Origin of the sequence: Pseudoxanthomonas sp. J31 (assembly GCF_000510725.1) — a bacterium.
In the GTDB taxonomy this organism is placed as follows: domain Bacteria; phylum Pseudomonadota; class Gammaproteobacteria; order Xanthomonadales; family Xanthomonadaceae; genus Pseudoxanthomonas.
On record NZ_AZNZ01000003.1, the window covers coordinates 180619 to 203876 of the forward strand.

The 23258-nt window shown below is 69.4% G+C and carries 20 protein-coding genes; 12 read left to right on the forward strand and 8 right to left on the reverse strand.

Translation table 11 applies throughout. The annotated features are described in order from the left end of the window. Positions 1 to 221: 221 nt before the first annotated feature. Positions 222 to 833: a hypothetical protein gene (locus PSEJ31_RS17215; protein WP_028914988.1), complete on the reverse strand. Its 612-nt coding sequence runs from the start codon at positions 831 to 833 to the stop codon at positions 222 to 224. A gap of 21 nt (positions 834 to 854) precedes the next feature. On the opposite strand from PSEJ31_RS17215, the gene istB reads away from it, so the two are divergent. Beyond that, positions 855 to 1535 (forward strand): IS21-like element helper ATPase IstB, encoded by a 681-nt coding sequence (gene istB / locus PSEJ31_RS17220; RefSeq protein ID WP_028914989.1) that lies wholly within the window; start codon positions 855 to 857, stop codon positions 1533 to 1535. A gap of 115 nt (positions 1536 to 1650) precedes the next feature. On the opposite strand, the gene arsB is transcribed toward istB, so the two are convergent. The 3 genes from arsB to PSEJ31_RS0106525 are packed head-to-tail and all read right to left on the reverse strand — an operon-like array spanning position 1651 to position 3584. After that, the gene (gene arsB, locus PSEJ31_RS0106515) at positions 1651 to 2685 is read right to left on the reverse strand and encodes an ACR3 family arsenite efflux transporter (RefSeq protein ID WP_028914990.1); all 1035 of its coding nucleotides are present in this window, start codon (positions 2683 to 2685) and stop codon (positions 1651 to 1653) included. A 13-nt stretch (positions 2686 to 2698) separates the two neighbouring features. Then, positions 2699 to 3217 carry an arsenate reductase ArsC gene (locus tag PSEJ31_RS0106520; RefSeq protein WP_019398161.1) on the reverse strand — a complete coding sequence of 173 codons (519 nt, stop codon included), beginning with the start codon at positions 3215 to 3217 and terminating at the stop codon, positions 2699 to 2701. A 34-nt stretch (positions 3218 to 3251) separates the two neighbouring features. Beyond that, on the reverse strand, positions 3252 to 3584 hold the full coding sequence (locus PSEJ31_RS0106525) for a metalloregulator ArsR/SmtB family transcription factor (RefSeq protein WP_026010426.1): 333 nt from the start codon (positions 3582 to 3584) through the stop codon (positions 3252 to 3254). 17 nt (positions 3585 to 3601) lie between these two features. Here PSEJ31_RS0106525 and arsH point away from each other — a divergent pair, with 17 nt between their 5' ends. From arsH to PSEJ31_RS0106550, 5 genes are all read left to right on the forward strand, one after another. Continuing rightward, positions 3602 to 4357: an arsenical resistance protein ArsH gene (gene arsH, locus PSEJ31_RS0106530; RefSeq protein ID WP_026010427.1), complete on the forward strand. Its 756-nt coding sequence runs from the start codon at positions 3602 to 3604 to the stop codon at positions 4355 to 4357. Between the two features lie 256 nt (positions 4358 to 4613). Then, positions 4614 to 4979, forward strand: coding sequence for a hypothetical protein (locus PSEJ31_RS0106535; protein WP_050992149.1), 366 nt, complete (start codon positions 4614 to 4616; stop codon positions 4977 to 4979). Between the two features lie 135 nt (positions 4980 to 5114). Beyond that, a complete protein-coding gene (locus tag PSEJ31_RS0106540; protein WP_028914991.1) occupies positions 5115 to 5801 on the forward strand; it encodes a lysoplasmalogenase in 687 nt (228 codons plus the stop codon). A 183-nt stretch (positions 5802 to 5984) separates the two neighbouring features. Continuing rightward, complete coding sequence (locus PSEJ31_RS0106545; RefSeq protein WP_028914992.1) at positions 5985 to 8606, forward strand: TonB-dependent receptor; 2622 nt, start codon at positions 5985 to 5987, stop codon at positions 8604 to 8606. A gap of 79 nt (positions 8607 to 8685) precedes the next feature. After that, a complete protein-coding gene (locus PSEJ31_RS0106550; RefSeq protein WP_028914993.1) occupies positions 8686 to 11259 on the forward strand; it encodes a M14 family metallopeptidase in 2574 nt (857 codons plus the stop codon). Between the two features lie 63 nt (positions 11260 to 11322). Here the strand turns inward: PSEJ31_RS0106550 and PSEJ31_RS0106555 are convergent, their stop codons facing one another. Both PSEJ31_RS0106555 and PSEJ31_RS0106560 read right to left on the reverse strand, forming a co-directional pair. Further along, positions 11323 to 11721 carry a DUF1801 domain-containing protein gene (locus PSEJ31_RS0106555; protein WP_232210989.1) on the reverse strand — a complete coding sequence of 133 codons (399 nt, stop codon included), beginning with the start codon at positions 11719 to 11721 and terminating at the stop codon, positions 11323 to 11325. A 64-nt stretch (positions 11722 to 11785) separates the two neighbouring features. Then, complete coding sequence (locus PSEJ31_RS0106560) at positions 11786 to 14875, reverse strand: DUF3427 domain-containing protein (protein ID WP_028914995.1); 3090 nt, start codon at positions 14873 to 14875, stop codon at positions 11786 to 11788. 169 nt (positions 14876 to 15044) lie between these two features. Here PSEJ31_RS0106560 and PSEJ31_RS0106565 point away from each other — a divergent pair, with 169 nt between their 5' ends. The 5 genes from PSEJ31_RS0106565 (at position 15045) to PSEJ31_RS0106585 (ending at position 20346) form a co-directional block, all read left to right on the forward strand. Continuing rightward, on the forward strand, positions 15045 to 15986 hold the full coding sequence (locus PSEJ31_RS0106565; RefSeq protein ID WP_156924932.1) for a hypothetical protein: 942 nt from the start codon (positions 15045 to 15047) through the stop codon (positions 15984 to 15986). A gap of 2 nt (positions 15987 to 15988) precedes the next feature. Continuing rightward, the gene (locus PSEJ31_RS0106570) at positions 15989 to 16177 is read left to right on the forward strand and encodes a hypothetical protein (RefSeq protein WP_019397085.1); all 189 of its coding nucleotides are present in this window, start codon (positions 15989 to 15991) and stop codon (positions 16175 to 16177) included. A gap of 218 nt (positions 16178 to 16395) precedes the next feature. Beyond that, positions 16396 to 16896, forward strand: a complete 501-nt coding sequence (locus PSEJ31_RS0106575; RefSeq protein WP_147208265.1) for a hypothetical protein — start codon at positions 16396 to 16398, stop codon at positions 16894 to 16896. A 73-nt stretch (positions 16897 to 16969) separates the two neighbouring features. Continuing rightward, on the forward strand, positions 16970 to 17905 hold the full coding sequence (locus PSEJ31_RS0106580; protein WP_019397083.1) for a DUF4344 domain-containing metallopeptidase: 936 nt from the start codon (positions 16970 to 16972) through the stop codon (positions 17903 to 17905). A 152-nt stretch (positions 17906 to 18057) separates the two neighbouring features. Further along, positions 18058 to 20346: a hypothetical protein gene (locus PSEJ31_RS0106585; RefSeq protein WP_019397082.1), complete on the forward strand. Its 2289-nt coding sequence runs from the start codon at positions 18058 to 18060 to the stop codon at positions 20344 to 20346. A gap of 71 nt (positions 20347 to 20417) precedes the next feature. On the opposite strand, the gene PSEJ31_RS0106590 is transcribed toward PSEJ31_RS0106585, so the two are convergent. Next, a complete protein-coding gene (locus tag PSEJ31_RS0106590) occupies positions 20418 to 20951 on the reverse strand; it encodes a hemerythrin domain-containing protein (protein ID WP_019397081.1) in 534 nt (177 codons plus the stop codon). Positions 20952 to 21276: 325 nt separating this feature from the next. Between PSEJ31_RS0106590 and PSEJ31_RS15775 the strand changes: the two genes are divergently transcribed. After that, positions 21277 to 22341 carry an amidohydrolase family protein gene (locus PSEJ31_RS15775; RefSeq protein WP_232210991.1) on the forward strand — a complete coding sequence of 355 codons (1065 nt, stop codon included), beginning with the start codon at positions 21277 to 21279 and terminating at the stop codon, positions 22339 to 22341. A 116-nt stretch (positions 22342 to 22457) separates the two neighbouring features. On the opposite strand, the gene PSEJ31_RS0106600 is transcribed toward PSEJ31_RS15775, so the two are convergent. Beyond that, a complete protein-coding gene (locus tag PSEJ31_RS0106600; RefSeq protein ID WP_019397079.1) occupies positions 22458 to 23249 on the reverse strand; it encodes an alpha/beta fold hydrolase in 792 nt (263 codons plus the stop codon). Positions 23250 to 23258: the final 9 nt, after the last annotated feature.

The window sequence follows — 23258 nt, forward strand, 5'->3', positions numbered from 1 at the left end:
CGCGCCACATGGAACGGCGCGGGGTGTCCGGATCGACCGGGGGCTGGCGCAGGGCGCCGGGTCCGGCGCCCAGGACAGGCCCTGCCTCGGGAGCGAGGCAGGGGCCCGCCCCAACGCACCGGGATTACCGCACCTTCCAGGGCCGCCCGTGAGTGGGGCGCGCGGACGCGTATGGATTCCCGCAACGGTTCCGCGGCGCCAGGTGGGTCGGTGCGCGGAGGCTACGCCTTGTTGCGGTGGACCAGGTCGCTGGTCCCGCACTCGGGGCAATCGCGGAAGAATTCCAGCCCCGACTTGCGCAGGCGGGGATGATGCCCCGGGAGGCAGGTGAAGCGGATGGCGGTGTTGGTCTGGCAGGCGCTGCACTTGAGGTAGTACCCGAACTTGCCGTAGCACACCTGTCCCTCGCGGCCGCCACAGGACTTGCAAGCCGGCAGGGCAGGCTGGGGTGGCGACACCGGGGCAGCGGCCGCCTCGACGACGGGCGGTGCTTCCACGGCCTGCGCGACCGGCGGCGGGGTTGCGGCCACCCGCGCGTCCCGGGCGGATGCGCCGTCGCCTGCCGGCTGGTACATCGCAGCCAGCTGGCGGGCCACGGCTTCCAGGGTGTCAGAAGACACGAACTTGGCGGCGGTACGCAGGATGCCCAGCAACGGATTCTCGTTGTCCACGTCCCGCCAGATGGCCTTGCGCAGCTGGTCGGCCTTGATCACGCGGCGGGTGTCGAAGTGCCTGGGACGGTCGATGCGGGCGCTGGGGGATACCAGCACGAAGTGCTGGAACGCCGGTGGGATGGCGAAGCCGAGCCGGGTGGGGAGGGCAAGCGAGGCCATCACCTCGCGCAGGACCTGGATGTGGCGCTCGTTCTGCTCCAGCTCGCCAGTCCGTCCTATCAGTCCATGTCCTTCGACGACCGGTTCGGGTTGCTCGTGGATGCGGAGCTGGCGACGCGGGAGAATCGTCGTGTCACCCGCCTGCTGAAATCTGCAAAGCTCAAAGCCCCTGGCGCGGTGCCCGAGGACATCGACTTCTCTGCCCGGCGTGGCATCGACAAGCGCCAGGTCATGGATCTCCTGACCTGCCAGTGGATCGAGCGTGGCCAACATGTGGTCATCACCGGGCCCACCGGCACCGGCAAGACCTGGCTTGGCTGCGCGCTGGGACGCGAAGCTGCCCGAAAGGGATTGTCGGTCAGCTACCAGCGCATGCCACGACTGATGGAGGACATGGAGGTCGCGTACTCGGATGGGAGCTTGCCGGCGTTGCGTACGAAGCTGGGCAAGGCCAGGTTGCTCATCCTGGATGATTGGGGCGTCGCCCCGATCACTGCCCGGGGTCGACAGCACCTGCTGGAGGTGATCGACGACCGCGTTCCCGGAGGATCGGTGCTGATCACGTCCCAGCTTCCGGTGAAGACCTGGCATGACTACCTGGGCGAGCCCACGGTGGCCGACGCCATCCTGGATCGCCTGCTGCACAACAAGCACACCATTGAGTTGAAAGGCGACTCGATGCGCAAGCACGCAGTTCGTTGATCTGATCATCGTTCCCGGCGAGCGCCGGGAACGATGGTTCTGACCGGGCAGCGGCGATGCCTCCTTGGAGGCGGATACTGATCCCCTTCGACGGAACGGCTGCCGGCCGCCAGGTCTACTGCGCCCGGACCTCGCGCTCGTACCACGGGCGAGTGTTGTTGACGATCTTGACCACCGACAGCATCACGGGCACTTCGATCAGCACGCCCACCACGGTGGCCAGCGCCGCGCCCGAGTGCACGCCGAAGAGGGCCACAGCCGTAGCGACCGCAAGCTCAAAGAAATTGCTGGCACCAATCAGCGCCGACGGTCCCGCCACGCAGTGGGCGACGCCCAGCCTGCGGTTGAGCAGGTAGGCCAGGCCGGAGTTGAAGTAGACCTGGATCAGGATCGGCACCGCCAGGATTGCGATGATCAGGGGCTGCTCGACGATCTGCCTGCCCTGGAAGCCGAACAGCAGCACCAGCGTCGCCAGCAGTGCCACCAGCGAGACAGGCCCGAGACGAGCGAGCACCCGCTCCAGCCGGGCCTCGCCGCCATGTGCAAGCAACCAGCGACGGAGGAAGACTGCGACCGCGACCGGCACCAGGATGTAGAGGCCGACTGACAGCGCCAGCGTGTCCCAAGGTACCGTGATCGACGACAGCCCCAGCAGCAGGGCTACCAGCGGTGCGAACGCCACCACCATGATCGCGTCATTGAGCGCGACTTGGCTGAGCGTGAAGTTCGCGTCGCCACGGCACAGGTTGCTCCACACGAACACCATTGCGGTGCATGGCGCGGCAGCCAGCAGGATCAGCCCTGCCATGTAGGAGTCGATCTGGTCCGCCGGGAGCCAGTCGGCGAAGACATGCCGCAGGAAGAACCAGCCCAGCAGGGCCATTGAGAACGGCTTGACCGCCCAGTTGACGAACAGGGTGACGCCGATGCCGCGCCAGTGCCTGCCCACTTCCCGCATGGCGCCGAAGTCGACCTTCAGCAGCATGGGGATGATCATCAGCCAGATCAGTGCGGCCACCGGCAGGTTGACATTCGCGACTTCCATGCCGCCGAGGGCTGCGAACGCACCCGGCATGAAATGTCCCAAGCCGGTGCCGACCACGATGCACAACGCCACCCACAGGGTCAGGTAACGCTCGAACAGCCCCATGCGGGGCGTTGCCTCAGCCATGGACGGACGCCTCGTCTTCAGGCTGTACGAAACCGATGCGATCGAGCGAGTCCTTCAGGGCGGCACGGTCGTCCCAGACCTCGGCCGGCAGTGCCAGCAGTGCCTGCAGGCGCGCCTTGACGATGCGGTGGGCCTGGCGGAATGCCTCCCGCTTGTCCTCATCATCGCCTTCCACGGCTGCCGGGTCTGGAAGCCCCCAGTGCACGCGGAGAAAGTCCCCGAGCACGACGGGGCAGGTTTCGGCCGCGGCCGAATCGCAGACGGTCACCACCAGATCCATCGGTGCCGCGTCCGGCGTTGTGAACTCATCCCAGGACTTGCTGCGCAGGCCTGCGGTGGCAATGCCTTCGGCCGCCAGCTGGGCAAGCGCCCAGGGATTGACCGTGCCGGCCGGCTGGCTGCCGGCGCTGAAGACCTCGAAGCGGTGGCCGGCCCAGGCGCGGAGCGTGGCCTCGGCCAGCACGCTGCGCGCGGAGTTGCCGGTGCACAGGAAAAGGACGCGACGCTTCATCGGGACGGTTCCTCGAGTGACAGGTGGGAGGGGGTCAACAGGCGCAGGCGGCCGCGACATCAGGGGGGCAGCTCTCGTCCGAGGAGCCCGCGCAGCAGTTGTGGGTCAGGTAGGCGACCAGTGCGTTCATGGCCTCGAAGTTGGCGCGGTAGCAGACGTTGCGCCCCCGGCTCTCGCTGCCGATCAGGCCGGCGTGGACGAGTTCCTTCAGGTGGAAGGACAGGGTTGCGCCGGGGACGGCCAGCGCTTCCGCGATTTCACCGGCCATGCGGCCGTCGGGCCCGGCCTCGACCAGCAACCGGAAGATCGCCAGCCGGGTGGCGTGGCCCAGCGCCGTCAGCGCAGCGATTGCCTGATTCGTTTCCATCATTCTAGAATAGTCGAATGAATAACGAACGGCAATCATCCGCGCTCCTCGACCTCCCCCATCTGGCCGCCGACCTGCTTCCCGGCCCTCGCCATGACGCACTCGGTGCAGACACGGGCCAGCCGGCGCCGCGCATCCTCCTGCTGTACGGCTCGCTGCGGCCGCAGTCCTACAGCCGCAAGCTGGCCTTGGAGGCCGAGCGCATCTTGCGCCACCTCGGCGCCGAAACGCGGGTGTTCGATCCACACGATCTGCCGCTGCTGGACAGCGTTGGCAAAGACCATCCGAAGGTGCGGCAACTGCGCGAATGGTCGCAGTGGTCGGAAGGTCAGGTCTGGGTTTCGCCCGAACGCCACGGCACGATCACCGGCGTGTTCAAGAACCAGATTGACTGGCTGCCCCTCGAGGATGGCAGCGTGCGTCCCACCCAGGGGCGGACGCTGGCGGTGATGCAGGTGTGCGGCGGATCGCAGTCGTTCAACGTGGTCAACACTCTGCGGGTGCTGGGGCGGTGGATGCGGATGGTGACGATTCCCAACCAGTCCTCGGTCGCCAAGGCATGGCAGGAGTTTGACGACGCGGGACGTATGCGCGCCTCTCCGTTCTACGACCGGGTGGTGGACGTGATGGAGGAGCTGGTCAAGTTCACGCTCCTGGTTCGCGGGCGAAGCGCCTATCTGGTCGATCGCTACAGCGAGAGGAAGGGTGCCGATGAAGCTCGTCGAGTGGCCAGAGAAGCAGGAGTGCTGGAAGATCTCCCAGCAGCTTCTTGACTGGCGAGCCTGCTTGATCCGCTGCTGATGGTCAGCAAGGTCGGTTGAGCGATCACCCCGCACTGTTCTCAGTGATCAATCTCATTGGTACCCGCACTGCAGGCGGGTGAAAGCCATATCGGCCGCGGCAAGGCCTTCCTCAGTCGCAATACCAAGGCCTTTGTTCAGTTGCCTGACTCGTCGCCGGGAACGATCCTGTCATGCGGACTCCACGCCTATCGGCTACGCTGCGGACAGACCATCGAGTGGAGCAGGCATGCAGCAATCCTCCGGCCGTCTTTCCCTGGCGTTCCCGCTTGTCGTGCTGCTGGCGGTGGTGGCGTGCGCCGCGCCGCGCGGGGAGGCGCCTGCCGCCGGAGGCGCCACGGTGGTCGAGGGCACGGTGGCCGCGATCGATACCGCGCCCTGGGCCTACGACGGCCACGCGCGGGTCGAGCTGGACGTGCCCGGACGCGGCCCGGTGGTGGTGCAGCTGCCGGCGCGCTGGAACCTGTGCAAGGCGGCGCCGGTGGAAGTCGATGCGCTGGCCCCGGGCATGCGGGTACGGGCGGCCGGTGCGCTGGAGGAGGATGGCCGTCTGACGGTCTGCGCCGATCCGGCGCATGGGCTGTCGCCCCTCTGAACGCGCCGGGGCTCTCCTCCGCATTGATGCCGGATGCCTGGCGGATCGGGCGATGCCGCGCGTGACCATCCGCAGGAGTGGCAGCGGCGGGCCCGGGCTACGATGGCGCCCCCGATCGCACAGGACAGGCAGCTGATGGATCCACGCTTTCGCGCCACCGGCGCCGCGGTCGCCATCCTGGCCGCCGGCGCGATTGCCGGAGCGTTGCTGGACGACGGATTCCGCCTGCTGCACTACGCCTGCAAGCCGCTGGCCACCGTGCTTATTGCTGTTTACGCGATGCGCGCCGCGCCGCCGGTATCCGCGCGCTACCGGGCGGCGGTGCTGGCCGGCCTGGCGTGCTCGCTGGCGGGCGATGTCTTCCTGATGCTGCCGCAGGACCTGTTCGTGCCGGGGCTGGTGGCATTCCTGCTTGCGCACCTTTGCTATATCGTCGCCTTCTTTCCTGGCGCAGGTACGGTTCCCCGCGTACTGGGATTGCTGGCCTATATGGCATTCGCCGGCTGCAACCTGGTCCTGCCGCTGCCCAGTGTGCCGGCGGCGCTGCGCGTCGCGGTGCTGGTCTATGTCGGCGTGCTGATGCTGATGGCCGGGCTTGCCACGGCCCGTGCCTGGAGCCTGCGCCACGACCGGCGGCTGGCCGCACCGGCGCGTGCGGCAGCGCTGGGCGGCATGCTGTTCGTGCTCAGTGACAGCCTGCTGGCCTGGGACCGCTTCGGCGGCGGCCTGCCGCTGGCGATGCTCTTCATCCTCGCCACCTACTACGCGGCACAGTGGTGCATCGCCCATTCGGTTGCACCCAGCGGGCGCGCGCCAGCCTGAAATACGATCCGCTCCGCAGGTTCCCTGCGGCGAACGTGACGCGGCGCAAGCCCGGCGCGCCTGCTGGTTCCATTCCACCATCAGCGCTGACGACAGGTCATAAGCCAATAATTAACGCTTATTTATCAATGAATAGGCGCGCGTGGCTCAATGGAGCGGTCCCAACCAACCGCTCCAGCCCCCATGCTCCGTCACGCCATCCTGGCGGCTGCCGTTGCGGCCGCGCTTCCGCTCGTTCCTGAAATTGCCCGCGCCGAAGAGGCCGCCGGCGGCGACAGCCGCACCCTTGCCACCGTCGTGGTCACCGGCTCCAACCTGCGCCGCGCCGACGCCGAAGGGCCCAACCCGGTCCAGGTGATTGGCCGCGAGCAGCTGGAGGTCTCGGGCAAGGCCACCGTCGCCGACCTGCTGCGCTCGATCTCGGCCAATACCGGCAACGCCAGCAACGAGACTTCCAACAGCGGCTGGGCGTCCGGCTCGGCCGGCATCGGCCTGCGCGGCCTGTCGCAGAAGAACACCCTGGTACTGCTCAACGGCCGTCGCCTGGCCAACTACGGTTTCCCGGCCAACGGCCTGTCCGACACCTTCGTCAACCTCAATGCGCTGCCGCTGGTGGCGGTGGAGCGGATCGAAGTGCTGAAGGACGGCGCCTCGGCCGTGTACGGCTCCGATGCGGTGGCCGGCGTGGTCAACATCATCACCCGGCAGAACTTCGAGGGCCTGGACATCGGCGGCCGCATCGGCACCTCCGACGAGGGCGGGCTGGACGAGCGCCAGGCCAAGCTGATCGGTGGCTTCGGCGACCTCGACCGCGACCGCTTCAACGTCCTCTACAGCCTGGACTACTACAAGCGCGAGCGCCTGGACCAGGACCAGCGTGAGCTGACCCGCTCCGGCATCTATTCCGGCCCCGGCGGACGCTGGAACGGCTGGTCGGCCAAGGGCGCGCGCTTCCTGGTCGGCGGCGTGTCGGTGCCGCTGCTGGATGCCGATGGCAACTGCCCGCAGGGCACGACCCTGGTGCCCAGCGCACCGATCGACGGCCTGCGCGGCGATACCTGCGGCTTCAACCTGGCCCCGTACACCACGCTGATCCCCGCCACCGAGCGCCTGCAGGGGTATGCCAACGCCACCTGGCGGGTGAGCGACAACGTGGAGGTGTTCGGCGAGGCGCTGTACAGCTACGTCCGCGGCACGTCCTGGTTCGGCAACAGCCCGTTCTTCACCCTGGAGGGCGGACGCTTCGCGCTCAACGCGGATACCGGCCTGGCCGAGCCGGTGCCCAACGTGCTGCCGGCGGGCAATCCCTACAACCCCTATGGGGTGGACACCCCGATCGAGTACACCTTCTTCAACGTCGGCCGCTCGATCAAGACCAACCGCTCCGATGCCTACCGCGTGGTCGGCGGCGTGCGCGGCACGCTCGGCGACTGGGAGTGGGAGGCGGCCGGCTTCCTTGCGCGCAGCAAGGAGGACGAGCGGGTGGCCGGCGGCTTCGCCAACCGCTGGGCGCTGTTCGACGCGCTGGCCGACGGCAGCTACAACCTGCGCGACCCGGCGGCCACGCCGCAGGCGGTGCTGGATGCGATCAACCTCAGCACCGTGCGCCCGGCGGATTCGCGCCTGGGCGGCGTGGATGCCCGCATCGTCGGCCACCTGTTCGAGCTGCCCGCCGGCGAGGTGGGGTTTGCAGCGGGCGTGGAATGGCGCCGCGAGTCGCTGGTATCGCGCAATCCCTGGCAGATCGACGCCGGCTTGCAGGTCCGCCCGGCGATCGCCGAGGTGGACGGCGATCGCGAGGTGACCGCGGTGTACGCCGAGTTCAACCTGCCGTTGCACCAGCGCCTGGAGCTGCAGCTGGCCGGGCGCGGCGACCACTACAGCGACTTCGGCGACGCGTTCTCGCCCAAGGCCAGCCTGCGCTGGCAGCCGCTGGACGCGCTGCTGGTGCGCGCTGCCGCCTCGCGCGGGTTCCGCGCGCCCTCGCTGTCGGAGAATGCGGCCAGCACCAACATCTCCTACGGCTCGGTGGTGGACCCGTACGACCCGGACATCCCCGGCTCGCGCCAGAGCCCGACGTTCTTCACCGTGGGCAATACCGGCCTTCGCCCCGAGCGCACCCGCAGCTTCAACGCCGGCATCGTGCTCTCGCCCTGGGCCGACACCAGCCTGAGCCTGGACTGGTACCGGGTGGAGCTGGACCACCTGATCGGCACCAGCAACAGCGCTAGCATCGTCCAGCGCAACGACCCGGCCGACGTGGTCCGCGACGCGCGCGGCAAGCTGCTGGCGGTCTACAACCGCTACCAGAACCTCACCGAGCTGGAGACCTCCGGCATCGACGTGGAACTGCGCCAACGCTGGCGCTCGGCCACCGCCGGCGACTTCGGGGTATCGGGCGTGTACACCCACGTGCTGGAGTACCGCCGCCAGAACACCGCCGGTGGCCCGCTGGTCGACTACGCCGGCAGCAACGTCAGTTTCACCCTGCCGCGCGGCAAGCTCACCACCACCCTGGACTGGAACTACAGCGACTACAGCGCCGCGCTGACCTGGTACCACACCAGTGGTTACGCCCAGACCCGCAGCACCGAGCAGGCGCGGGTGGCCAGCTACGACCAGTTCGACCTGTACCTGGCCTGGAAGGGCATCGAGAAGCTGACCCTTTACGCCAAGCTGCAGAACCTGCTGGACGAGGAACCGCCGCACGACGCCTCGTTCCCGGGTATCCGCGCGCCGTACGACTTCACCCAGTACGACCTGCGCGGCCGTTACTTCTCGGTCGGCTTCGACTACCGCTTCTGACCCGCGGCCGGCGGCCGCGCGGCCGCCGCTGCTGCCGCTCCTACCGATGCCAGCCCATTCCCGTTCCGCCGGAGTGTCGATGTCCCTGCTTGCCCGTGGCCTGAGCGCCGTCCTGCTTCTGTCGTTGTCCCTGCTGTTCCCGGCCCACGCGCAGAGCGCGTATTTCTTCCCGGCCACGCCGCTGGATCCGGATCCTGCTGTGCCCACGCCCGAGCAGTTCCTGGGCTATCCGGTCGGCAGCCGCTATACCCGCCACGACGAGCTGGTGGCCTACTTCGAGGAACTGGCGCGGGTGTCGCCGCGGGTGAAGGTGGAGCGCATCGGCCGCACCTACGAGGGCCGGCCACTGCTGCTGGCCACCATCACCGATCCGGACAACCACGCCAACCTGGAGTCGCTGCGCCAGGCCCACAACACCCTGGTCGACCCGTCGGCGCCGGAGAGCGCAGCCAGCGGGGCGCCGGTGGTGGTGTGGCTGGCCTACAGCGTGCATGGCGCGGAGACATCCAGCGCCGAGGCCGCGCTGCTGACCGCCTGGTTCCTGGCCGCCGACCGCAGCGAGGCCACGCGCCACTGGCTGCGCGAGGCGGTGGTATTGATGGACCCGGCGCAGAACCCCGACGGCCGCGACCGTGCCGCCAACTGGCACAACGCCTGGGGCTCGAACCCGCCTTCTCCCGACCCGGCCGACCGCGAGCACGTGGAGCCGTTCCCAGGCGGCCGCTTCAACCATTACCTGACCGACCTCAACCGCGACTGGCTGGCACTGGCCCAGGCCGACAGCGTGCCGAAGGTCGAGCACTTCCATCGCTGGTACCCCAACGTCCAGATCGACTTCCACGAGATGGGCAAGGACAGCACCTACTACTTCGAGCCCTCGCCGAAGAGCATGGAGAGCCCGCTGCTGCCCGGCAGCTCGTACGAGGCCAACAAGGTGCTGGCGCGCTACCACGCCCAGGCGCTGGACGCGATCGGATCGCTCTACTACAGCGGCGAGAACTACGACAACTTCTCGCCGATCTACGGCTCGACCTATCCGGACTTCCACGGCGGCGTCGGCGCCACCGTGGAACAGGCCAGCTCGCGCGGGCGCGTGCAGGAGACGGTCAATGGCCCGCTGGAATTCCGCTTCACCATCCGCAACCACCTCAACGTGGGCCTGGCCACGGTGCGCGGCGCGGTGGAGCAGAAGGCGTTCCTGTTCCGCCTGCAGAAGGACTTCTTCCGCAGCGCGCTGGAGCAGGCCGGGCGCTACCCGGTGCGCGACTGGGTATTCGGCGACCGCAACGACCCGACCCTCAGCCGCCGCCTGCTGTCGCTGCTGCTGAAGCACCGCATCGAGGTGCGCGAGCTGTCGCGCGCGGTCGAGGTGGACGGCAAGCGCTTCGAGCCCGGCAGCGCGTGGGTGGTGCCGGCGCGGCAGCCGGCGTTCCGTCTGGCCCATGCGATCTTCGAGTTCACTCCGCCGGTGAAGGGCGACGTGTTCTACAGCGGCACCTCGTACGCGGTGGCGCCGGCCTACGGCCTGCGCTACGCGGCCAGCCGCTCGGCGTTGCCGGCCGGCGCGCGCGTGCAGGACGTGCCGGCGGCCAGCGGCGGCGTGGACGGCGTGGCCAGTTACGCCTATGCCCTGGACCTGCGCGACTACGGCGCCTACCGCCTGGTGGGCGCGTTGCTGGCACAGGACATCCGCCTGCGCGCGGCGTTCGCGCCGCTGGCGCTGCCGTCGGCGCAGGGCGGGGCCGAGCCGCGCCGCGGCGTGGTCCTGGTGCCGGTGGCTGGCCAGCCGCTGGCGCCCGCGGCCTTGCACGCGCGCATCGACGAGCTGGCCCGTTCCCTGGGCGTGCGCGTGCAGGCCTTGGCCAGTGGCAAGAGCGAGGTGGGCATCGACCTGGGTAGCGACAGCGTCAAGCCGGTCCGCAAGCCCGGGATCGCCCTGGTGATGGGGCAGGGCGTGTCCGCGCCGGAGATCGGTGCCGCCTGGCATGCCTTCGACACCGCGCTGGGTTACCCGACCAGCAAGATCGAGCCGGCGCAGCTGGGTGAGCTGCCGCTTGAACGCTACACGACCATCGTCATGGCCAGCGGCAACTACGCCGGCTTGCCGGACGGCGTGGTGGCCGCGCTCAAGCGCTGGATCGCCGCCGGCGGCTCGCTGGTGGCCTACAACAGCGGCGCCCGCTGGGCGATCGACAAGGGCCTGGCCGGGGCCAAGCTGCGCGAGGCGCCGCCGCCGCGCGCCGAGCGCCTGGACTTCGGCAGCCAGCGCGAGGTGTTCGCCCTGCGTCGGGTGAGCGGCAACATCCTCAGCGCCGACGTCGACCTCAGCCACCCGCTGGCCTTCGGCCTGCAGGACCGCCGCCTGTTGGTCAACAAGGAAACCGGCCTGGTGTTCGAGGCCAGCAGCAACCCGTATCTCACCGTGGTGCGCATCGACGACCAGCCGCGGGTCAACGGCTACCTCTCCGAGGAGAACCTCAAGCGCGTGGCCGGCAGCGCCTTCGTGCAGGTGGTGCCGGTGGAGAAGGGCAACGTGGTGGTGTTCGCCGACGACCCCGCCCACCGCAAGTACTGGCACGGCACCGAGCGCCTGCTGCTCAACGCCGCGCTGTTCTCCAACCACCTCAATCCAATCCGCCAGCGCGGCGAATGAGCCGGGCCGGCCTGCCCGGGCAAGCCGGGCAGGCCGGCCTTCGCAAGGCGATACGGCGGTGGGCTACCAGGCCCAGCCTGGATACCTGCCGGCCTGTTCGATCCAGGCCGCCACCTCCGCGGCCTGGGCTTCTTCCAGCGAGTGCAGCTTGACGTAGCGCGAACCCTCACCAAGCGGAGGCGGCGGATCGAAGCGGGCGCCGGCGAAGAACACCACGTTCGCCGAGACATCATAGGCCGCCAGCTCGATGACCCAGCCAAGGCCGGGCAGGCCGTAGTAGGCCTTCTTCCATTTCACGGCATAGCCGACCCCGGGCAGAGACTGCCGGATCTGCGCATCCAGGTGGCGCAGCACGGGCTGCAGGCGCGGCATTGAACTACTGATCCAGGCCTCGACGGGTGCATGGTCCTCGCCAGGCAGCGGGGGCTTGCGGGTGCCAGTGGGCTTGATCGACTTGGCCATGGTCGGCTCCGACGCACGGAAGGGTCCGATGCTAGCGCGGCGGATGGGCGGCTCGATGTGCTACTCAGCCCACCGCGGCGCCGAAGCGCGCGTAAAGATCCCCGGGTAGCTCGTGTTGCAGCTTCCAGGTAATGGCCATGGGCCGCTCGCCCTCGTGGCTGACGTAGGTAGCCGGTCCCAACAGCCAGAATGCGCGGTCGTCCACGGTCAGGCGGGCCATGGGCAGGATGGTGCTGCCCTGGCTGGCATGGTTGCGGTAGCGCCTGCCGACCTCGCCGTCCTCGCGGGTGGTGGACTGGCTTTCCCAGTGCAGCAGGGTGGGACTGATGGCGTAGTCGCGGTAGCGCGTGGTCGGGGAGAAGTGGCCGACGCTCTTGTCCAGGGTGATGGCCAGCAGGTCCACTCTTTCGGTCTGGTCCCAATGTACGCCGCCCGCCCAGGCTGGAAGGGTAAGCCTTGTATGGCTGGCGAACGCCGCCAGCACCTCCCGGCGGGTGTAGCGGGCGTGCACCCGCAGCGGGACGTGGGGATGGGTGGACAACGCCTGCTGGAGGTGGTCGACCCGGTCGGCAAGCACTTCCATCAGCTGCCCAAGCTCGGCCAGCACCTGCGGATGGCTCCACAGGACCTGGGCTGCCTGGCGGAGGTCGTGGACGGGAACCGGGAATTTGTCGAACAGCACCGCAGCCAGCATGTGCAACAGACGGCGAGCGGTCTGGTCCAGCTGGGCGATGTCCGGGGCCTGCGGCATGGCCGCAAACTCGCGGTACTTGCCGATGCGCAGGGCATCGTCGACGTGCAGCAAGCGGCCGATACCGCGCCTTAGCACGGCCTCGTGCGGGCCTGCGGGCAAGGTGGCCACGCCGCCGGCTTCCAGCAGGTCCGACCAGCTGCGGTTTGCCGAGTAGATGTCTTCCAGCTCGATGCCGCTGAGTTCCAGGAAGTTTTTCAGGGTGACGTGCGGCTGCGATTCGGCGACCCGGCGCAGCTCGTAGGCGCGTCCGCGCCAGGTGGTCGGAAGGCTTTCGCGGATGTTGGCCAGGACTAGCTCCGATGCAACCGGGTCCAGCTCCATGTGGCAGCCGCTGGGCAGGAAGGGGAAGCCCTGTTCGATCTGCTGTTCGATCTGCTTGCGGCCGCCGCCAAGCAGGGCGCCGAAGCGGCGGTGCATGCGGAATTCCTTGCGGTGCTGGCCCACGAAGTCCAGCACCGTGCAGATGCTCTTGCTCGGTTCGCGGCGCAGGCCGCGACCCAGCTGCTGCAGGAACACCGTGGGGCTGTCGGTGGGGCGCAGCAGGAGCAAGGTGTCGACCGTGGGGATATCCACGCCTTCGTTGAACAGGTCCACGGAGAACACCACGCGGATCCTGCCGTTGGCCAGGTCCTGCAGGGCCTGGCGGCGTTCCTCGTCACTGCTGGCCGACCAGACCGCAACCGCCGCGATGCCGGCGCGATTGAACTGCTCGGCCATGAACCTGGCGTGGGCGACGGATACGCAGAAGCCCAGGGCACGCATGGACCCCGGGTTGGGGACGGTCCTGAGCGTCTTGCCGATGATGCGCCTGGCGAGGGCATGGTCGCCCGTCACCAGGTTGCTCAGCTGGTCGAGGTCGTAGCCCCGCCCCCTGTGCCAGGCCAGGTTCCGGTAGTCGGTGTCGTCGGCAATGCCGTAATAGGCAAAAGGCACCAGCCGGTGCTGCTCGATGGCGTCCCACAGCCGTAGTTCCGCTGCGATCCTGTTCCCGAACCAGTGCAGGATGGGCTCTTCGTCGCCACGTTCGGGGGTGGCGGTCAGGCCCAGCAGCTCCAAGGGTGCCAGGTGCTCGATGAGCTCCCTGTACGTGCGTGCGGCGGCGTGGTGGAACTCGTCGATGATCACCACGTCGAAATGGTCGGGTGCCAGGTGCTGCAAGCCGCTGGCCGTCAGGCTCTGGATCGACGCGAACACATGCTCGAAGCGGGCAGGGCGTGCGCCGCCGACCCATAGCTCGCCAAATGCCGGGTCGCGCAGCGCATGCCGGAAGGTGGCCAGGCTCTGTTCCAGGATTTCCTGGCGATGGGCCACGAACAGCAGCCGCGATCTTGCCAGGCGTTTGCGCAACCGCTGGTAGTCCAGCGCGGCCATGACGGTCTTGCCCGTGCCCGTCGCGGAAACGAGCAGGTTGCGGTGGTGGCCCTGTAGCCGCGACAGCTCGATCAGCTCCAGCAGCCGCGACTGGAATGGCTCCGGGCGGATTTCGACCGGGCTTAGATAGACCTGCGGGCCTTCCGCCCGGCTCCGGGTCAGCTCCTGGAACTCGTCCGGGTCGAAGTCGCGGAAGTCGTCATGTTGCCAGTAGCTCTCGAACACGGCCGAGAACTTGTCGATGACGTCCGGATTGCGGGCACCGGAGACACGCACGTTCCATTCCAGGCCCGTGACCTGGGCCGAGTGGGTCAGGTTCGAGGAGCCGATATAGGCCGTGGAGAAACCGGAGTGGCGATGGAACAGCCAGGCCTTGGCATGCAGGCGGGTACTGGAGATGTCATAGGACACCTTGATCCGCGCACCGAGGTCGCGCAGCGCCTTTAGCGCCGATAGCTCGGTGGAGTTGGTGTAGGTGGTGGTCAGAACCCGCAATGGCCGGCCCTGGTCCACGTGCTGGCGCAAGAGCTCCAGCAACGGACGGATCCCGGTATTGCGCACGAACGCCATCAGCACGTCGATGCGGTCCGCCGAGGCGATCTCGGAGCGGAGCTGGAAGCCGATGTGGGGCTCGCCCGGGGCATTGGTCAGCAGCGTCGTGTCCAGCAGCGGAGTGGCTGGCGGCGGGATCTCCTCCGGCTGGCTATCGGGCCGGGTGGCGACAACCGCCCGGAGCAGGTCGCCAGCGGGCGAGAGCCGGTCAGTCGCTTCCACCCCGCGACCTTGGGCGGCCAGCAGCTCGGCGATTTCGCGCGCCAGCCGGGTGCCCACCTGGACCCGTTGCTTGCTGTCCAGGGAATCGATGGCCCGGCGCACCAGCGACGCCAGATGCAGGGCGATGCGATCGGCCGCCTCCGCCGGATGCAATGCTTCCCGTACGGGCTTGTGTCGGGCATCGAGCTCGGAAAGGGCGTCCTCGAGCGCCTCGGTGACCAGTTGTTCGTACAGCCCGCGATGCAGTCCCGGCATGCGCGCCAGGCTACCAGTTTGGCGGCGGAAATCACCTGCTCCATGTTGGGGACGGATGGGATGGAGCATGCCTGTGACCTTTGCCCCATGGACCCAGGCGGCCACGGCGCTAGGTTCGTGATGACCGTACCGGCTACCGCACGGCTACCGACTCGAACGGAGTGCGACCATGGAGCGAATCCCACGCTGCATCCCGCCGTTGATGCTCGGCCTGCTGCTGGCCTTGCCGCCGGCGTCCGCCGCTCCCCCCGTGGCGCCGGGCTCGGCGGTGGAAACGCAGCTGGGACCTCTTATGCGCCCGGAACTGCGCAGCGAGGTCCTGGTGGTTGGCACCGCGCACCTGGCCGGCATCGATTGGATCCAGCCGGCGCACCTGGACGGCGTGCTGGACCTGTTGGCGCGGTTCGCGCCGACGCGCATTGCGGTGGAGCGGCTGCCGCCGGACGAGGTGGCGCTGCTGCTGGAGCGCGCTGCGCATGATCGCGGTGCGCAGCAGGTGCTGGACCAGTTTGCCGGGCCGATCGTCACCCACGACCGTGCCATGCAGCAGGCGTTGGGCGTGGACCGCGCCATGGCCCGGTCGAAGGCCGAGGCGCTGCTGGCGGATGCGGGCGGATTGGCCGAGCCGGCGCGGGTGGAACTGGTGGGCCTGCTGCTGGCGGCCTACGAGTTCGATTCGGCGGCACTGCAGTGGTCCTACCCGTCTCCCGAAGCGAGGGCCAGGGCGCAGGTCGTGCCGGAGCCCACCCGGCAGGCCCTGGACCAGAGGCTGGCGGCCAGCGACGAGATCGCGGCCTTGGCCATGCCGCTGGCGCGGCGACTGGGCCTGCAGCGGCTGGATCCGGTGGATAGCCAGTACGAAGCCGTGCGGACGTTGGCGCTCCCGGAGGCGGCGCTGGAGGAAGCCTCGCGCCAGGCCTGGGGCGAGGAGTGGCGGGCGACGCCGGCGGCCCGGCGCATGCAGCACCTCTTCGACCAGGCGGCGGAAAGCCACGACATGCTTGCGCTGCTGCGCCAGCTCAACAGCGAAGCCGTGCAGCGGGACGACGCCATGCAGTGGCACGGGTGGCTGGTGCAGGACCGCGCCGATGGCGTGCACCGTTTCCGTTAGCCATGTGGGAACTGCGCAACCAGCGCATGGCGGCCAATGTGCTCGACGTGGCGGCGTCGCCGCGGCCGGAGCGGGTGATGCTGCTGGTCGGGGCCTCGCACAAGGCCTTCGTGGACCGCGCCCTGGCGCCTCATCTTGGAATCTCGCTGGTGCAGCTGGCGGATCTGGAGGCCAGGGGAGGGGCCCGCTGAGCCCTGCAGGCCGGTTATCCCGTTCTTCGCCCGCTGGTCGGGCAATGTGACGCCAATCCCGGTTTGGCTGTTACATTCGCTACCTTGTCCTGTGGGACAGAGGGGGACATCGTGGAACGGGATCGATGGCTTGCCCGCGACCGGGGCGGGTCGATGCGTGACCGCGGGGCGACCCGTGACTGGCCTGGCGCAACGCCGGAGCACCGGGGGCGATCGCCATGAGGACCTGGATCCGGCCCTTGGTGGTCCTGGGCATGGGCATGCTGGCGGTGTTCCTGGCCGCGGGCCCGGAGGCTTCGGGCGATACCGGCCAGGAGCCCCGGCTTGCGCCCGCTGCCGGGCAGACCGTCGCTGCCGCCACGCCGACGGAGGAAAGCGCGCCGGCCGCGGAGGGAAGTTCCTGCCGCAACCCCTTGCCCTGGCAGGCGGCGCGCAGCCACGTCGGCACCACGGTAGCCCTGCAGGGGCCGGTGGTGCGGGTGATGCTGCGCGACGACCTGCGCGGCAAGCCGGTCTTCATCAGCGTGGGCCAGCCGTTCCCGTCGCGGCAGCGGCTGGAGGCGGTGATCTGGGAGGACCATCGCTACGCGTTTGCGTCCCTGCTCAAGACCCGGCTGGAGGGGCGCGAGGTATGCGTATCCGGCCACGTCGGCCTGCGCGATGGCGTGCCGCGGGTGGTGCTGAAGGCCGCTTCGCAACTGCAGCTGGCCGCGCTCTGACGGCACGGCGCGACGTGCAGGACGCGGCGGCTTCCCCTACGCTTGCCGCCCGACCCGCACGAGACCGCGCCCGATGCCGTTCCGGATCCGCCTTCCCGCCCTGGCCCTCGTGATGCCCGGCATGCTCGCGATCCTGCCGGCGATGGCGGGGCAGGAAACGCCGGCGGGTCGGCAGGCGGCTACGGCGCCGCGCTTCGCTTACGCCTATGAGGCCCCGGCCTCGCCGAACCTGCGCCAGATCCACCGCCGCGTGCGCGAGGTGGACCTGCTGCGGCAGCTGCCGGAGATCCAGGCCATCGACGGCATGTTCGCGCTGCCGCGCCCGTTGCGTTACGTGGCCGCCGAGTGCGGCGAGTTCGGCGCGTTCTACCGCCCGGACCGGGCGGAAGTGGTGCTGTGCTACGAAACCCTGCGCACGCTCTACGAGCGCGGCGTGGAGCACCAGCAGGCCCTGGGCCTGGGCAAAGAACACCCGCTGCGCTACGTGCGCGCCAACGTGCGCTTCATCGTGCTGCACGAGACCGGGCACGCCCTGGTGCACCTGCTCGACCTGCCGGTCACCGGCCGCCAGGAGGATGCGGTGGACCAGCTGGCGGCGATCCTGATGCTGCGCTTCGCGGCGCTGGACGAAAGCCCGGAGCAGGTCACCGAAAACCTGGGCCTGGCCGCCAACTGGATGCTTTCGCGCAGCACCGGCGCCTACAACCTGGAAGCCTATGCCGACGAGCACGCGCTGGCCGAGCAGCGCTACTTCAACCTGCAATGCATGATCTACGGGACCGACCCGCAGGCCTTCGCGCACCTGGTGGACACCGGCGACCTGACCGCCGCCCGTGCCGCGCACTGCCCGGGCGAGACCCGTCGCGTAACCCGCGCCTGGGTGCGCCTGCTGGTGCCGCACCTGGCGCCGGGACACGAGGCCTACCACCAGGAGGCCATGCGCTACCTGGAGCGGACCCGCACCCAGGATGGGCCGATGCCGGCGGTGATGCCGGACGTGGAGTCCTGAGTCCGCGCTGCAGTGACGCCGCGTTCGGGGCTACGGCCTGGCCGACCAGGACTGGCGCCGTATTCAGCCTGATCTGGCTGCCCGTGTCTTGACCTCGGCAGGCGGCCGATGGATCTTGGGCCAGCGCCTGGGGAGGGCGTCTGGGGGGCACCATGCAACTGACGGGCTGGAAGCGGATCCTCGGCGTGGCCCTGCTGTACCTGGGCGGTTACGCCGCGGTAGAGGCGGCGGAAGTGGACCCGGTGTGGGGCCAGTACGCATCACTGCCGGGCCGTACCGCGGCCGCTGGGCCGGAGGGCTACCGCCTGCGCTGGTACTGGGCCAGGGAAGGTGAGGAGCTGGTCCAGGAGTACGTGAACCCGGGCGACGGTCGGGTCGTGCACAGTGACCACATCCGCCCTGATACCGCACCCGGAACCCTGCTGCTCACCGGCTCCTACATGGGTGGCAAGCAGTGGCGGGGCACGGTACAGGAAGATGGCCAGGTGCTGTTCGTCGGCGTCGGCTTGCTCAAGCTCGTCTACCTTGCCGGCTTCAACGATGCAGGGCAGTGGGAGTTGCGCCGCGCCAAGGCGAAGGATGGGCGGCCGGTGTCGGTGGAGCCGCCCACGCGCTACAACCGTTTCTTCTTCGAGGCCGACGGCGGAACCGGGCAGGATGCCGCCGCGGTGGCCGAGGCCGGCACGGCAGGCAACGAGGACAGCGCCACGCAGCCCCGGCTTCCGGCAGAGGGGCTGGCCGCAGCATTGCCGGACGAGGCGGCAGACGAAGTGGCGGATTCTTCAGGGGTTGCCGCGGCAGCCCCCGGCCCGGGCCCGGCGATGCGCGGACTGGAGCGGTTCATCGGCAACAGGCTGCTGGCCGCCGACGGCAAGGGTGCCGTGCAGCTGCGCCGGGAAGGCGGGCACCTGGTCATCGAGCTGTGGGACCAGGACGGGCAGTCGCTCGGACGCTACGTGCTGGCGGCAGCCGGCCGGAAAGGTGACAAGCTCCAGATGCTGGAATCGGCCTTCGGCTACAAGCGCCTGTTGAATGCGCACTGGTTCGGCAACGACCAGTTGCGGCTGTCTTCGTATTCGGGAGCGTTCTCCGGTTACGGGGTACGTCTCCGCCTTGTCGCCCGTGCCGACGGGCTGCTGGTGATACGGGAGAACCTCGACGTCGGGCTGTGGGGCGATGAGCCCCTGTCGGTGTCCCGCACGGTGCACTACGACTTGCCTCCCATGCCGGTGCTGGAGGGCGAGGCGCTGGCGGCGCAGAACGCCTTGAACCGGGGTTACTGGCAAGCGCTGGTCAACTCCGAAAGGAACGCGGTGGAACCCGGGCAATGGCTGCTGCCCAATGGCGAAGCGGCCATCCAGGTCAGCGAGACTACGGGCGGCTTCCGGTCCAGGTACGCCTCCCTCGGCTACGGGAGCGCGTTCACCGAGCAGCTCACCACGGTGGTGTTCGACGATGCGACCGGGACCTGGACCGTCAAGGGGCCCGGTCAGCCGGACATCCGCGAGTACGTGGAGGCCTTCGATGGCCAGACCTGGAACGTGCGCACGCTGCCAGGCCAGGGTGTGACCCCGGCCCAGGCCATCGCCCACAGCCGCAGGGTTGTCGTCACCGCGCACACCCTGGTCCTGACCACCGACACCCGGCGCCAGTTCCAGTGGATGCCGAACGGCGAGGTCTCGGTGGCGATGACCAACGCCATCAGGCGCAAGCAGGCCAGGGACCAGCAGTGGATGGCAGAGCTGCGGCAGGCGCAGGCGGAAGCAGCGGCACGCGAGGCGCGCTGGGCGGCCGAGGCGGCGGAAGCCGAATGGAACCAGCCGGCGCAGCCTTCCGCTGCCTGGCTGGCGCTGGAACGTGCGGTGGACGGGGCCAAGGCGCGCGAGGCGCAGTCACGCGCGGACCTCCATGCAACCTATGCCGACGTCAACCGGCGCGCAGCCGAGCAGCGTGCCCAGCAGGCGGCAGCCGAAGCCAACGCCCGTGCCGCGCGTGATGCCGCACACGCGCGCGAGGTGATGCGCCAGGAGGAGCTGGCGCGCCAGGCGCGGGAACGCGAGCGCCAGGCCCTGCAGGCGCGGCAGGCCGCAAGCCAGGCGCAGGCGTACGCCGCCAATGCCGCAGGCACTCCTGGCGCCGCGGCCCCGGCGTCGGCACAGGCCTCGACCCGCGAGCGTGCCGATGCCTGCGTAGGACAGCCCGTGACATCGCCGCACCAGTGCGGCAGTACCAGCGGCCTGAAGGGCATCGTCTCCAATGAATGCGGCGCGCCGGTCGACGTGCGCATGTGCTTCATGACCGCCGGGGGCTGGGACTGCCAGGTACGGTATGGCCTGGCACCGCATGCCACCTGGGAGCCGGGGCTTTGCAGTGCCAACGGCGGCGGGGTGTTCCGCTCGGTGAGGTACAGCGACAGCAAGGAGCCGCTGGCGACGCCCTGAGGCGGGCCAGGCTGGACGAAAACGCGAAGCAGGTACGGCGCCGGGTTGCCCCGGCGCACTGCGGGTCGGCTTTACTGCGCCCTGCGGGTCACCTTGCGCACGGCGGCCTTCATCCCGGTCTTGGCTCCGGCCATGGCCGAGACCAGGGTCGAGGCACTGGAGGCTTTCCATTCCTCGTAGGCCTCGTCGAATTCGGCCAGCTCCTGCGCGGTGAAGAGCTTGCGCGCCATGGCGAACATCTCCTTCTCCTCGTCCCTGGCGTGGTGGTCGATCAGCTCGCCGAACACCTTCACCCGGCCGGCGAACTGCGGCGTGGTGACGTCGGCGGCGTGCACGTCCGGGATCACGGTCTTCTCGACCGCGCGGTGTTCCTCGACGGCCTCGGCATGGATCTTCAGGCCCTCGCGGTTGGCGCGCTCGGCGAAGGCCGGATAGAACACGGTCTCCTCCCACTTGGCGTGGGGCATCAGGTTGGCCTCGATCTTCCCCAGCAGCTCGGTGCGCTTCCTGCCGGCGCGGTCGCTGGTCTGCTCCATCTGTTCGAACAGGGCGCGCAGCTCGTCGTGCTCGGCCTTGAGGGTGCGGAGGATGTTGCGGGTCGCCATTGCCTGGTCCTCGGGAGGGGTGGGTCCTGCGGACCTTGGGGCAGGGGACGTAGTCCGCATGTGAGCGCCTTCGCTATGCTCGGCATACCGGCCACCCAAGAGCCGGACCCCGACGGCTTGCGCCGCTGCCATTGCGGCCTGACAGGAGAGATCAGCATGTGCAGGAACGGAATCCATTGCCTGCTGGCGGCAGGCCTGATGGCCCTTGCCACGCCGGCGGATGCGGCCGACCTGGCCATCGTCGGTGGGCGGGTCCGGCCTTCGCCGTACGAGGCGCCGATCGAGAACGCGGTGATCCTGGTCAGCGATGGCCGGATCGAGGCGGTTGGCCGCGCTGGCGAGGTCGCCATCCCCCGCAGGCACGCGGACGCTGGATGCCAGCGGCAAGGTGGTGGTGGCCGGGTTCTGGAACAGCCATGCGCACCTGCTGGGGCCGGCCTACCGCAATGTCGGCAAGGCCCCGGCCGCGAAGCTTGAGTCCACCCTGCGCGAGCAGTACGGGCAATGGGGTTTCACCACGGTCTATGACCTGGCCTCGGCACCGGGCGAGGCCCAGGCGCTGGTGCGCCGGATCGAGGCCGGCGAGGTCACTGGTCCGCGGGTGCTGAGCACCGGCGTGCCGTTCTTCCCGGCGGGAGGCACGCCGATCTATGTCCGCGGCCACGACCTCGGCATCGAAGGCGACGTGGCGGAAGTGGTTGATGCCGAGGCCGGTCGCAACCGCGCGGGCGAGCAGCTGGCGCAGGGCGCGCGCGGGGTGAAGCTGTTCACCGGCTCCATCGTCGGCGGCAGCGAGGGCGTGCGCCTGATGGATGCCGCGGTGGCCAGTGCGATCGGCAAGGTCGCCCGTGACCGCGGGCAGCCGGTGTTCGCCCATGCCACCGATGCCGGCGGCCTGGTCGTGGCCCTGCAGGCCGGGGCCGATGTGCTGGCCCATGCCACGCCGGCATCCGGCCCGTGGGATGCGGCGACGGTGCAGCGCCTGGTCGCCGAAGGCGTGGCCCTGGTGCCGACCCTGGCCATGTTCGAGCTGGAAATCCGCCGCGAGCAGGTGCCGGAGCCGGTGGTCCAGCGCTTGGTCGGCAATGCGCAGGCGCAGGTGGCGGCGTTGCAGGCCGCCGGCGGCCAGGTGCTGTTCGGCACCGATGCCGGCTACATCGAGGACTTCGATACCACCCGCGAACTGCAGCTGCTGGCCGCGGCCGGGCTCGACTGGCGCCAGGTGCTGGCCAGCCTCACCACCGCGCCGGCGCGCATGTTCGGCGAGGCCGACGCGCGCGGGCGCATCGCGCCGGGCTTCGCGGCGACCTGGTGGTGCTGGGGGCGGACCCGGAGCAGGGCGTGGAGGCGCTGGCCGACGTGGCATACACCCTGCGCGCCGGCGAGCTGATCCACCGCGCGGACTGAGCGATCCCGCCAGCGCGCCGATGCGGGCAGGGCGCCCCCGCGGGCGCTTGCCATGGACGAAGCCCTCCCCGCACCTGCCGGAGAGGGCTTCGCGCCGGGTCACTTTGCGGCGGGCCTGCCTTCGGCAATCTCGGCGATCAGCCTGGCCACGCCCTGCGGATCCTCCTGCTGGGCGACGTGGCCGCCGGGGAAGGTGCGGATGCCCCAGCCGCGCTCCTGGGCGCGCTGCCAGCCGCGGTCCATCTTCGCGCGCTCCTCCAGGGTCTGGCCCTCCGGCACGAAGGCGACGTAGGTCGCCGGCAGGGCGCGCGCGGCCGGGTTGCGGAAGGACACCGGCTGGCTGAAGCACTTGATCGAGTGCTTGACGCTGTACGGCGGCTTGTCGCCGGGCTTGACCCACGGCACCTGCATGAAGCCGTCCTTGAAGCGGTCCGGCGGCAGCGGCTGGTTGGCCCCGAAGATGTCCCACAACGACTGCCCGTCCTCCGGCACCGCCGCGTCCAGGAAGATCACGTGCGCCAGGCGCTCGGGAATGCGGTCCATCACCCCGGTGACCACCATGCCGCCGTAGCTGTGCCCGGTGAGGACCACGTCGTGCAGGTCCTCGAACAGGATGGTGTTGACCACGTCGTTGATGTGGGTCTCCAGGTCCACCTCGGTGCTGTTGAGGTGCTCGCGCTCGCCCAGGCCAGTGAGGGTCACGCGGTAGACGGTATGGCCTTCGTCGGTCAGGAAGCGGGCGGTGCGCTTCCATTCCCAGCCGCCGGCCGTGGCGCCGTGGACCATCACGAAGGTCTTCTTGCCGTCGGCGGCCAGCGCGGGCGCGGCGAGGGCGGCAAGCAGGGGCAGGCTGCAGAGCAGGGCAAGGATGCGGCGGAACGGTGTCGCCATCGATCGGGC